Annotated in this window: 7 protein-coding genes; 1 reads left to right on the top strand and 6 read right to left on the bottom strand. The window is 60.5% G+C overall.

The window, feature by feature from the left end; translation table 11 throughout:
• Positions 1-59: 59 nt before the first annotated feature.
• Entirely contained in the window at positions 60-962 is a 903-nt protein-coding gene (locus tag HYI44_RS09830; protein ID WP_225569303.1) for a LysR family transcriptional regulator, read from the bottom strand.
• Positions 963-1,081: 119 nt separating this feature from the next.
• Between HYI44_RS09830 and HYI44_RS09825 the strand changes: the two genes are divergently transcribed.
• Positions 1,082-2,356: an MFS transporter gene (locus HYI44_RS09825; RefSeq protein WP_122841491.1), complete on the top strand. Its 1,275-nt coding sequence runs from the start codon at positions 1,082-1,084 to the stop codon at positions 2,354-2,356.
• A 123-nt stretch (positions 2,357-2,479) separates the two neighbouring features.
• Here the strand turns inward: HYI44_RS09825 and hemE are convergent, their stop codons facing one another.
• The 5 genes from hemE to aroB all read right to left on the bottom strand — a co-directional run bounded on the left by hemE (position 2,480) and on the right by aroB (position 12,752).
• A complete protein-coding gene (gene hemE, locus HYI44_RS09820) occupies positions 2,480-3,547 on the bottom strand; it encodes a uroporphyrinogen decarboxylase (RefSeq protein ID WP_122841490.1) in 1,068 nt (355 codons plus the stop codon).
• A gap of 246 nt (positions 3,548-3,793) precedes the next feature.
• The gene (locus HYI44_RS09815; protein ID WP_045061932.1) at positions 3,794-5,212 is read right to left on the bottom strand and encodes an FAD-dependent oxidoreductase; all 1,419 of its coding nucleotides are present in this window, start codon (positions 5,210-5,212) and stop codon (positions 3,794-3,796) included.
• A gap of 33 nt (positions 5,213-5,245) precedes the next feature.
• Positions 5,246-9,694, bottom strand: coding sequence for a glutamate synthase large subunit (gltB, locus tag HYI44_RS09810; protein WP_122841489.1), 4,449 nt, complete (start codon positions 9,692-9,694; stop codon positions 5,246-5,248).
• Between the two features lie 351 nt (positions 9,695-10,045).
• Complete coding sequence (locus tag HYI44_RS09805) at positions 10,046-11,641, bottom strand: AAA family ATPase (RefSeq protein ID WP_225569302.1); 1,596 nt, start codon at positions 11,639-11,641, stop codon at positions 10,046-10,048.
• Positions 11,642-11,651: 10 nt separating this feature from the next.
• Entirely contained in the window at positions 11,652-12,752 is a 1,101-nt protein-coding gene (aroB, locus tag HYI44_RS09800) for a 3-dehydroquinate synthase (protein ID WP_122841488.1), read from the bottom strand.
• Positions 12,753-12,861 lie beyond the last annotated feature (109 nt).

Here is a 12,861-nt window from a genome sequence, read left to right as displayed (position 1 = left end):
ATAGATCAAAAGATCGCCGCCTTCGGCAGCTCCTACGGGGTGAACTCAAGCCAAGGCAGTCACGCTTGCAGCGGCTCGACCTTCCTCGTCAACAACTCCACAAACGCCCGCGCCATCGGCGATTTCTGGTCCTTGCGCTGCACCAGCCAGACCGCCGACACCGCCGCCGGATCGAGCAAGGGCCGGTACACCACTCCGTCAATCCGCATCCGCTGATAAGACGCCGGCAGCACCGAGACGCCCAACCCTGCAGCCACCAACCCGATAATGGTCATTGCCTCGCCAGCCTCCTGGGCGAAGTGCGGACTGAAACCGGAGTCGCGGGCCAGGCTCAGCAGTTGCGCGTAAAGGCCGCTGCCGTAGCTGCGCGGGAAAAACACGAAAGGTTCGAGGGCCAAGGCTGACAGGAACACCCCCTCCTCGCTGCCGTTCACCAGCGGATGTTTGGAGCTGAGTACCGCCACCAGCGGTTCACTCATCAGCTCGACTACGCTGAGGGAATCCGGCAGCCCCAGCGGGCGCATGATGCCGACTTCAATCGACTCATCCACCAGCGCATCGGCCACCTGGGTGCTGCTCATTTCCCGCAGGTTCAAATGCACCGCCGGGAAGCGCTGGCGGAATGCGAAAATCGCCTGGGGGATGGTCGAGTTGAATGGCGCCGATGAGGTAAAGCCGATTTTCAGCTCCCCCAGCTCGCCCAATTGCGCCCGACGGGCGACGTCGGCAGCTTTGTCGACCTGCGCCAGCACCAGCCGCGCCTCCTGCAGAAACAACCGACCCGCCTCGCTGAGCTCGACCCGACGATTGGTACGCTCAAACAATCGCGCCCCCACCTCTTGCTCCAGTGCCTGAATCTGCTGGCTCAAGGGCGGTTGCGAGATGCCCAGCACCTGTGCGGCGCGGCCGAAATGCAGTTCTTCGGCGACGGCGATGAAGTACCGCAAATGACGCAATTCCATGAAAACCTCATTAGGTCGCAAAAGCTCTTAAACAGGTCGAATAATATATTGGATTGAATCATTAGGCAGCTATATGCTTTTTCCATTGCCTGACCGGCTACCCGCTCCCGAGGTCCGAAGTGAAAACTGTTGTTGCGCCACTCGCCCATGAAGTCCCACCTTGCGCAGTGGATGATGTCGCTGCCGAGCTCAAGGAGATTTACATCGAGAAAGGCACGCCGATGTTCATGCGCACAGTGCTGGCGTTGTTCTGCGGTGGCTTTGCGACGTTCGCCCTGCTGTATTGCGTGCAGCCGATGATGCCGCTGCTGTCCCACGAATATTCGATCAATGCAGCCCAGAGCAGCCTGATTCTCTCGGTGGCCACTGGCATGCTCGCCATCGGCCTGCTGATCACCGGGCCCATTTCCGATCGGGTCGGACGCAAGCCGGTGATGGTCGCCGCGCTATTTGCAGCGGCGCTGTGCACCATCGCCAGCTCGATGATGCCAAGCTGGCACGGCGTGCTGCTGATGCGCGCGCTGATCGGCCTGTCATTGAGTGGCCTGGCCGCGGTGGCCATGACTTATCTGAGCGAAGAGATCCACCCGCAGCACATCGGGCTCGCCATGGGGCTGTACATCGGCGGCAATGCGATTGGCGGGATGAGCGGACGCCTGATCACCGGGGTGCTGATCGACTTCGTCAGCTGGCATACCGCAATGCTGGTCATCGGGGGCCTGGCGCTGATTGCAGCAGCAGTGTTCTGGAAAATACTTCCCGAATCACGCAACTTCCGTCCACGTTCGCTGCACCCACGCAGCCTGGTCGACGGTTTCACCATGCATTTTCGCGACGCCGGTTTGCCGCTGCTGTTTCTTGAAGCCTTTGTGCTGATGGGGGCCTTTGTCACCTTGTTCAACTACATCGGCTATCGCCTGCTGGCCGAGCCGTACCACATGGAACAAGCCTTCGTCGGGCTGCTGTCGGTGGTGTACCTGTCGGGGATCTACAGTTCGGCAAAAATAGGTTCGCTGGCCGACAAACTGGGGCGCCGCAAAGTGCTCTGGTCGACCATCGTATTGATGATCGGCGGCCTCGCCCTGACGATGTTCACGTCATTGCCGGTGGTGATCATCGGCATGCTGATTTTCACGTTCGGCTTCTTCGGCGCGCATTCGGTAGCGAGCAGCTGGATTGGCCGACGCGCAACCAGGGCAAAGGGCCAGGCGTCGTCGCTGTACCTGTTCAGCTATTACGCCGGGTCTAGCATTGCCGGGACGGCGGGCGGTGTGTTCTGGCACCTGGGTGGCTGGAACGGGATCGGGTTGTTCGTGGGTACCTTGCTGGTGATTGCGCTGCTGGTGGCATTGAAGTTGGCGAAATTGCCGCCGCTGGGTGGTGTTAAAGCTTAAAAGCAGAAGATCGCAGCCTTCGGCAACTCCTACAGTATGGGAGCTGCCGCAGGCTGCGATCTTTTGATCGTGTTCCAAACAAAAACGCCCGGCATCAGCCGGGCGCTTTTTATTGGGCGACGATTACTCGTGATACTGCGCCGACAACTCATGCACCGCGCGCAGGAACGCGCCGGCGTGTTCCGGATTGACCTCCGGTGTAATGCCATGGCCGAGATTAAATACGTGCCCGCTGCCCTTGCCGTAGCTGGCCAGAATCCGTCCGACTTCGGTACGAATGGCTTCAGGCTTGGCGTAGAGCACGGTCGGGTCCATGTTGCCCTGCAGCGCAACTTTGCCGCCGACGCGATCACGGGCACTGCCGATGTCACAGGTCCAGTCCAGACCCAGCGCATCAGCGCCGGCATCGGCGATGCTTTCAAGCCACAGCCCCCCACCCTTGGTGAACAGGATGACTGGTACCTTGCGACCTTCGTGTTCGCGGATCAGGCCGCTGACGATCTTGCGCATGTAGGCCAGGGAGAACTCCTGGTAAGCCGCCGCCGAGAGGTTGCCGCCCCAGCTATCGAAGATCTGCACCGCCTGGGCACCGGCCATGATCTGGCCGTTGAGGTAGCTGGTGACCGACTGAGCCAGCTTGTCCAGTAACAGGTGCAAGGCCTGCGGATTGTCGTAGAGCATGGTTTTGGTCTTGCGGTAGTCTTTCGACGAGCCGCCTTCGACCATGTAGGTGGCCAGGGTCCATGGGCTGCCAGAGAAGCCGATTAGCGGCACACGGCCGTTCAGTTCGCGGCGGATGGTGCTGACCGCGTCCATGACGTAGCCGAGGTCTTTATGCGGGTCAGGAATCGGCAGGGCTTCGATGTCGGCCAGGGTGCTGACGACTTTCTTGAAGCGCGGACCTTCGCCCGTCTCGAAGTACAGGCCCTGGCCCATGGCGTCAGGAATGGTCAGGATGTCGGAGAACAGGATCGCCGCGTCCAGTTGCGGATAGCGGTCGAGCGGCTGCATGGTGACTTCGCAAGCGAACTCCGGGTTCATGCACAGGCTCATGAAATCACCGGCCTTGGCACGGCTGGCGCGGTATTCCGGCAAGTAGCGACCGGCCTGACGCATCATCCACACAGGCGTGACGTCTACGGGTTGCTTGAGCAGGGCGCGAAGGAAACGGTCGTTCTTCAGGGCAGTCATGTCGGCATCCGGAAAAAAAGTGCGGGCATTTTCTCAGAGCGCGAGGCAAAAGGCACGGTTGCAGGTCAGCCTTTTGTCTATCGGGTCAATTTGTCGCGCTGGAGTGCGGTTTTGGCCACACCAAAAAACACTGTGGGAGCTGGCTTGCCTGCGATGCGGACACCTCGGTCGTTCAATTAGACCGAGGCGATGCTATCGCTGGCAAGCCAGCTCCCACAGGAGTTGCATTCCAATGTTGGAATACGGTTAAACGCCCAGGTAATCCAGAATCCCTTCGGCGGCGTTGCGGCCTTCGAAGATCGCCGTCACCACCAGGTCAGAGCCGCGAACCATATCGCCACCGGCGAAGATTTTCGGGTTGCTGGTCTGGTGTTTGTACTGACCTTGCTCCGGGGCCACAACGCGGCCCTGGCTGTCGGTCTGGATGCTGTGCTGTTCGAACCAAGACGCCGGGCTAGGGCGGAAACCAAAGGCGATCACTACGGCGTCGGCCGGGATGATTTCTTCGGAGCCCGGGATCGGCTCGGGGCTGCGACGGCCACGGGCGTCCGGTTCGCCGAGACGGGTCTCAACCACTTTCACGCCTTCGACGCGGTCTTCACCGACAATGGCGATCGGCTGGCGGTTGTAGAGGAATTTCACGCCCTCTTCCTTGGCGTTCTTCACCTCTTTGCGCGAGCCCGGCATGTTGGCTTCGTCGCGACGATAGGCACAGGTCACCGATTTGGCACCCTGGCGAATCGACGTACGGTTGCAGTCCATCGCCGTGTCGCCGCCACCCAGCACCACCACCTTCTTGCCTTTCATGTCGACGAAATCTTCCGGCGACTTTTCAAAGCCCAGGTTGCGATTAACGTTGGCAATCAGGAAGTCGAGCGCGTCATGCACGCCCGGCAGGTCCTCACCGGCAAAGCCGCCCTTCATGTAGGTGTAGGTGCCCATGCCCATGAACACGGCATCGTATTCTTCAAGCAGTTGCTCGACGGTCACGTCCTTGCCCACTTCGGTGTTCAGGCGGAACTCGATGCCCATGCCAGTGAAGACTTCGCGACGATTGCTCAACACAGTCTTTTCCAGCTTGAACTCGGGAATACCGAAGGTCAGCAGGCCGCCGATTTCCGGGTTCTTGTCGAATACCACCGGGGTCACGCCGCCACGCACCAGTACGTCGGCACAGCCCAGACCGGCCGGGCCCGCGCCGATAATCGCAACACGCTTGCCGGTCGGCTTGACCTTGGACATGTCCGGGCGCCAGCCCATGGCGAACGCGGTATCGGTGATGTATTTCTCGACCGAGCCGATGGTCACTGCGCCGAAGCCGTCGTTGAGGGTGCACGCACCCTCGCACAGACGATCCTGCGGGCACACTCGCCCGCACACTTCCGGCAGTGTGTTGGTCTGGTGCGACAGTTCGGCGGCCTGGAGGATGTTGCCCTCGGCCACCAGCTTCAGCCAGTTCGGAATGAAGTTGTGCACCGGGCACTTCCATTCGCAATACGGGTTACCGCAACCCAGGCAGCGGTGGGCCTGATCGGCCGAATGCTGGGGTTTGAAAGGTTCGTAGATCTCCACGAACTCTTTCTTGCGTTGACGCAACAGTTTCTTCTTCGGATCCTTGCGCCCGACCTCGATGAACTGGAAGTCATTATTCAGACGTTCAGCCATTGTTAAAACCTCATCAAACTCTTCAGGCGCATATCACTGCGGGTTGGCACGGGTGCTGGAAAGCAACGATTTCAAGTTGGCAGCCTTGGGCTTGACCAGCCAGAAACGACGCAGATAGTCATCGAGGTTTTCAGCGAGGTTACGACCCCATTCGCTGTCGGTTTCCGCGACGTATTCGTCGAGCACGCGCTGCAGGTGGCTGCGATAGGCTTCCATCGCTTCGCCGCTGATGCGCTGGATTTCCACCAGTTCGTGGTTGACCCGGTCAACGAAGCTGTTGTCCTGGTCGAGCACGTAGGCGAAACCGCCGGTCATGCCTGAACCGAAGTTGTAGCCGGTCTTGCCCAGGACGCAGACGAAACCGCCGGTCATGTACTCGCAGCAGTGATCGCCCGTGCCTTCGACTACGGTATGAGCACCGGAGTTACGCACGGCAAAACGCTCGCCCGCAGTACCGGCGGCGAACAGTTTGCCACCGGTGGCGCCATACAGGCAGGTGTTGCCGATGATGGCACTGTCCTGAGTCTTGTAGATGCTGCCCTTGGGCGGCACGATGACCAGTTTGCCACCGGTCATGCCCTTGCCGACGTAGTCGTTGGCATCGCCTTCCAGGTACATGTTCAAGCCGCCAGCGTTCCACACACCGAAGCTCTGACCGGCCGTTCCTTTGAAGCGGAAGGTGATCGGCGCGTTCGCCATGCCCTGGTTGCCATGCTTGCGCGCGATTTCGCCGGAGATCCGTGCGCCGATCGAACGGTCGCAGTTGCAGATGTCCAGGGCAAAATCGGCGCCGCTCTTGTCGTTGATGGCAGAGGTGGCCATGTCGACCATTTTCTCGGCCAGCAAACCTTTGTCGAACGGCGGGTTGCGCTCAACCTGGCAGAACTGAGGCTTGTCCGCCGGGATGTGATCGCTGCCGAGCAACGGGGTCAGGTCCAGGTGTTGCTGCTTGGCGGTCTGGCCTTCGAGGATGTCCAGCAGATCGGTACGACCGATCAGCTCTTCGAGGGAGCGCACGCCCAGCTTGGCCAGCCACTCACGGGTTTCTTCGGCGACGTAGGTGAAGAAGTTCACCACCATGTCGACGGTGCCGATGTAGTGATCCTTGCGCAGCTTCTCGTTTTGGGTCGCGACGCCGGTGGCGCAGTTGTTCAGGTGGCAGATGCGCAGGTATTTGCAGCCCAGGGCGATCATTGGCGCGGTACCGAAGCCAAAGCTTTCAGCGCCGAGGATTGCGGCCTTGATCACGTCGAGCCCGGTTTTCAGGCCGCCGTCGGTTTGTACCCGCACTTTTCCGCGCAGGTCGTTGCCACGCAGGGTCTGGTGGGTTTCGGCCAGGCCGAGTTCCCACGGTGCGCCCGCGTATTTGATCGAGGTCAGCGGCGATGCGCCGGTGCCGCCGTCGTAGCCGGAGATAGTGATCAAGTCCGCATAGGCCTTGGCCACACCGGCAGCAATGGTGCCGACGCCGGCTTCTGCTACCAGCTTCACCGAGACCAGCGCCTTCGGATTGACTTGCTTGAGGTCGAAAATCAGCTGCGACAAATCTTCGATCGAGTAGATGTCGTGGTGCGGCGGCGGCGAGATCAGGGTCACGCCCGGCACTGCGTAGCGCAGCTTGGCGATCAGGCCGTTGACCTTGCCACCTGGCAGTTGACCGCCTTCGCCGGGCTTGGCGCCTTGGGCGACCTTGATCTGCAGCACTTCAGCGTTGACCAGGTATTCCGGGGTCACACCAAAGCGACCAGTCGCCACCTGCTTGATTTTCGAGCTCTTGATGGTGCCGTAGCGCGCCGGGTCTTCGCCGCCTTCGCCGGAGTTGGAACGCGCACCAAGGCGGTTCATCGCTTCAGCCAGGGCTTCGTGAGCTTCCGGCGACAATGCACCGAGGGAGATGCCCGCGGAATCGAAGCGCTTGAGCACCGATTCCAGCGGTTCGATCTCGCTGATGTCCAGCGGCGTGTCCAGGGTCTTGACCTTGAACATGTCGCGAATCATCGACACCGGACGGTTGTCCACCAGCGCCGTGTATTCCTTGAACTTGCTGTAGTCGCCCTGCTGCACAGCGGCTTGCAGGGTGTTGACCACGTCCGGGTTGTACGCGTGATATTCGCCACCGTGGACGAACTTCAGCAAACCGCCCTGCTGGATTGGCTTGCGCGGGCTCCAGGCTTCGGCAGCCAGGGCTTTCTGCTCGGCTTCGATGTCGACGAAACGCGCACCCTTGATGCGGCTTGGCACGCCACGGAAGCTCAGCTCGCACACTTCTTCGGACAGGCCGATGGCTTCGAACAGCTGCGCACCGCGGTACGAGGTAATGGTGGAGATACCCATCTTCGACAGGATTTTCAACAGACCTTTGGTGATGCCTTTGCGGTAGTTCTTGAACACCTCATAGAGGTCGCCCAGCACTTCACCGGTACGGATCAGGTCGCCCAGCACTTCGTAGGCCAGGAACGGATAGACCGCCGAGGCGCCGAAACCGATCAACACTGCGAAGTGGTGCGGATCGCGCGCAGTCGCGGTCTCCACCAGGATGTTGGAGTCGCAACGCAGGCCTTTCTCGGTCAGGCGGTGGTGTACCGCGCCGGTGGCGAGCGAAGCGTGGATCGGCAACTTGCCAGGGGCAATGTGCCGGTCACTCAGCACAACCTGGGTACGACCGGCGCGCACAGCTTCTTCAGCCTGGTCGGCAACGTTGCGGATCGCCGCTTCGAGGCCGACGCTTTCGTCGTAGTTAAGGTCGATGATCTGGCGTTCGAAGCCCGGACGATCGAGGTTCATCAGCGAACGCCACTTGGCCGGGGAAATGACCGGCGAGCTGAGGATCACGCGCGAAGCGTGTTCCGGCGACTCCTGGAAAATGTTGCGCTCGGCACCGAGGCAGATTTCCAGCGACATGACGATGGCTTCCCGCAGCGGATCGATCGGCGGGTTGGTGACCTGTGCGAATTGCTGGCGGAAATAGTCGTACGGCGTGCGCACGCGCTGGGACAGCACGGCCATCGGCGTGTCGTCGCCCATCGAGCCGACGGCTTCATAACCTTGCTCGCCAAGCGGTCGCAGCACCTGGTCGCGCTCTTCGAACGTGACCTGATACATCTTCATGTATTGCTTGAGCTGGTCAACGTCGTAGAACGCCGAGCCGTGGTCGTTATCTTCCATGGTTGCCTGGATGCGCAGGGCATTCTTGCGCAGCCATTGCTTGTACGGATGACGCGACTTCAAGCGGTTGTCGATGGCGTCGGTGTCGAGGATCTGCCCGGTTTCGGTGTCCACGGCAAAGATCTGGCCCGGACCAACGCGGCCCTTGGCGATGACATCTTCAGGCTGGTAGTTCCAGACGCCGATTTCCGAGGCCAGGGTGATGAAACCGTTCTTGGTGGTCACCCAACGCGCCGGACGCAAACCGTTGCGGTCGAGCAGGCACACCGCGTAACGACCGTCGGTCATTACCACGCCGGCCGGGCCGTCCCACGGTTCCATGTGCATCGAGTTGTATTCGTAGAACGCACGCAGATCCGGGTCCATGGTCTCGACGTTCTGCCACGCAGGCGGAATGATCATCCGCACACCACGGAACAGGTCGATGCCACCGGTTACCATCAGTTCGAGCATGTTATCCATGCTGGAAGAATCTGAACCGACGCGGTTGACCAGCGGGCCGAGCTCTTCCAGATCGGGCATCAGGTCGTTGGCAAACTTTGTACGACGTGCCACGGCCCAGTTGCGGTTGCCGGTGATGGTGTTGATTTCACCGTTGTGCGCCAGGAAGCGGAACGGTTGCGCCAGCGGCCATTTCGGCAGGGTGTTGGTGGAGAAGCGCTGGTGAAACACGCAAATCGCGGTTTGCAGGCGCTGGTCGCTCAGGTCTGGATAGAAGGCGGTGAGGTCCGCCGGCATCATCAGGCCTTTGTAGATAATGGTCTTGTGGGAAAAGCTGCAGATGTAGTGATCGGTGTCGGCAGCGTTGGCCACGGACGAACGACGACGGGAACTGAACAGCTTGATCGCCATGTCCTGATCGCTCAGGCCTTCACCGCCGATGAACACTTGCTCGATCTGCGGCAGGCGCTCAAGGGCCAGGCGGCCGAGGACGCTGGTGTCGATCGGCACTTTGCGCCAGCCGACGAGTTGCAGGCCCGCCGCCAGGATCTCGCGGTTCATGTTCTCGCGTGCGGCTTCGGCTTTGACCGGGTCCTGATTGAAGAACACCATGCCCACCGCATATTGCTTGGGCAGTTCGACGCCGAATGTTTCCTGGGCGATCGCTCGCAGGAACACGTCCGGCTTTTGAATCAGCAGACCGCAACCGTCACCGGTCTTGCCGTCGGCGTTGATCCCACCGCGGTGGGTCATGCAGGTCAGGGCCTCGATGGCCGTTTGCAAAAGGGTATGACTGGGCTCGCCCTGCATATGGGCTATCAGGCCGAAACCGCAGTTATCCTTGAATTCATCTGGTTGGTACAGACCTGCTTTCATAGACACTTTCTCACCAGGCTGCCTCTTATCGAGGCAAATTTCTTTTCAATTCAACCACTTGCGACCCGCGCCGAACGTACGCCAGCTTTGCGGGAGCAAAAGGGAGGTCATTGTACACACCGACACAGAGGCTCACAAATTTGACGACGAACTGTCGCAAATCTATGTCGCATTTGTGAAAGGTTTAAAGCGATATGCTGTGCTAGTCAAAACTTTTTTGATTTTTGACCGCAACCACTCAAAGACTACTGTGACGCAGACACCACAAGGCACGCGATCTGTAGAGAAGGCGCGCACAGGCGGAAATATTGAGGTGCCGGGAGAGGCGGCCTGGGTAAGGCCGCCGAATCTTCAGCGAGTTGTTGCCAGTTCCTGTTGGACGCTGGCGACAGTGCGAGGCCAAGGTTTACCAGCCTGAACCTTCGCTGGCAAGGCCTTGATGGCGCTAAGGGCTGCATCACGGTTGGCGAAGTTACCGTAGGTGATGACGTACAGCGGCTTGCCGTTGAGCACTTTCTTGAAATAACGGTACTCGCCGCCCTGCTCTTTCACGAAGTTTTGCGCAGACGCTTCGGAGCTGGTGCCAAGGATCTGCACCACGTAGTTGCTGGTCGGTTGCCCGGCGTACCAGGTACCACCAGCGCCTTTGGCAGCGGTAGCGGCCGGTTTCTCGGCAGGCTTGGCGGTCGCCACGGCGGCAGGTTTGGCCGGCACAGGCGCGGGTTTGGCGACAGGTGCGGGAGCCGGCTTGGCAGTGGCCACCTGGGTCGGTGCGGGCGCAGGCTTGGCGGCCGGCGTCGGCGCTGGGCCAGGCTGGATTCCGGCCGGCGGCGCAGAAGTGGTCACGGTCGGCGGTGTGGCGCTGGAGCCTTCAACCGGCACGCCATCGTCACCTTCAGTGATGCCACCCGCCGCTTCGGCCAGCGGGCCACGCATGACCGGTTGCGAGTTGCCGACAAGCGGCAACGGCATCGGCTGCGAATTACCGGCGAACTCCACGGCTGGAGCACCGTTGCTGTTAGGTTGCGGTGCACCCTCGCCGAGCGGCAATTGCGCCTGCTCGTTGGCAGGAGCGCCAGTGGTCGGTGCTTTGCTGCGACCTGGCATCAACCAGGCGGCGGCTACCGCGACCACGACTACGGCGGAAATCGCCAATACGTGTTTCTTCGGCATGTTGAACCCCATACTTGGACGCTTGACCGCTGAGCGGCTGGCAATCATGGCTTCGATCATCGCATCGCGGGCGACCTGGTTGATATTGCCAGGCCAACCGTCGGAGCTTTCATGAATATCAGAGATCTGATTAGCGGTGAAAAGTTCGATACCCCGGCCAGCGCCTTCGAGCCGCTGATCCAGATACTCGCGGGTTTCCTCTTCGGTGTAAGGCTGCAATTCGATGACGTGAAAGCGCTCTTCTTCAAGGCTCAACGCATCGAGTTGGGCAATCAACGACGACTCGCCGAACAGGAACACATGCGGACGGCCTTCGGGAGCACCCGCGGCCAGTGCCAGCAAGGCTTCCAGCGCTGACTCGTCAAGCTGCTCGGCGTCATCCACCAGCAGATAGACTTCCTGCCCGGTCAAGGCCAGCTGTACGACCTGTGACAGGATCGAGCCGATTTCCGGCTGGGCGACATTCAGCGCCTGGGCCACCTGGCGCAGCACGCCGGCGGCATCACCGGCACCGCGGGCGGAAACCACCACACTCTGCACCGATTGCTTGTTGGTACTGGCCACCAGGGCCTGGCGCAACAGGGTCTTGCCGCTGCCTTGCGGGCCAGTGACCACCAGCAGCAACTGGCTATAGCGCGCCAGGTGATGCAGTTGTCCCAGCACCGGCTTGCGCTGGGCAGGGAAAAATTTGAAGCCAGGTACCCGCGGAGCGAAAGGGTCGTGACTCAACTGGTAATGGCCGAGGAAAGCCTCGTCGGCGTGCAAACTAGTCATCGGGATCTTATTAACCTTTAAGCTGAGCCAGGGCGCGGTAATCCGCTCCCAGCGTGGCCTGTAGAACCTCTTTCGGATAATCGTCGGTCACCACCGCTTCGCCCATGTGGCGCAGCAGCACCAGGCGCAAACGACCGTCGATCACTTTCTTGTCAATTGCCATGTGTTCGAGAAAATCGGCTTCAGTCATCTCTTCAGGCGGGATAACCGGCAGGCCGGCGCGCTGGAACAGACGGATGCCACGATCACGCTCCTGCTCGCTGATCCAGCCCAGGCGTGCGGACATTTCCAGCGCCATTACAGTGCCAGCAGCCACCGCCTCACCATGCAGCCACACACCATAGCCCATATGCGTTTCGATGGCGTGGCCGAAGGTATGCCCCAGGTTCAACGTGGCGCGTACGCCCGTTTCCTTCTCGTCGGCGCCCACCACGGCAGCCTTGGCTGCACAGGAGCGCTGAATCGCGTAAGTCAGGGCAGTCTGGTCCAGGGCGCGCAGGCGATCGACGTTCTCTTCGAGCCAGGTGAGGAATGGCTCGTCGCAGATCAGCCCGTATTTGATCACTTCAGCCAGCCCGGCAGAGAGTTCGCGGGCCGGCAAAGTGTTCAGGGAGGTCGTGTCGATCAGCACCACGTTCGGCTGATAGAAGGCGCCGACCATGTTCTTGCCCAATGGATGGTTGATACCGGTCTTGCCGCCCACCGAGGAGTCGACTTGCGACAGCAGCGTGGTCGGGACCTGAATGAAATCGACACCACGCTGATAACAGGCGGCGGCAAAACCGGCCATGTCACCAATCACCCCGCCGCCCAAGGCGATCACGGTGGTGCGGCGATCGTGACGTGCCGTCAGCAGCCCGTCGAAGATCAGTTGCAGGGTTTCCCAGGTCTTGAAGGCTTCGCCGTCGGGCAGCACCACGGAAATGACCGAGAATTGCCCCAGGCTGCGGGTCAGACGTTCGAGATAGAGCGGCGCGACAGTCTCGTTGGAAATGATCGCCACTTGCCGTCCGCGAATATGCGGGGCCAGCAGCTCAGGCTGATCCAACAAACCTTCGCCAATATGAATCGGGTAGCTGCGCTCGCCTAGATCGACCTTGAGTGTCTGCATGTGTCCCCACAGTGAAGATGGAATCAGGCATCGTGCCTTGAATTATCGATGTCCGCGGCCTCTGTTGGTGTGACGCCGTTCGGTAGCCATCCGCCACACTCCAGAGCGG

Source organism: Pseudomonas sp. Y24-6 (assembly GCF_020295325.1).
GTDB classification, from domain to species: Bacteria; Pseudomonadota; Gammaproteobacteria; order Pseudomonadales; family Pseudomonadaceae; genus Aquipseudomonas; species Aquipseudomonas gregormendelii.
The sequence above is the reverse complement of the archived record's forward strand: the minus strand, read 5'-3'. Positions and strand labels throughout refer to the sequence as shown.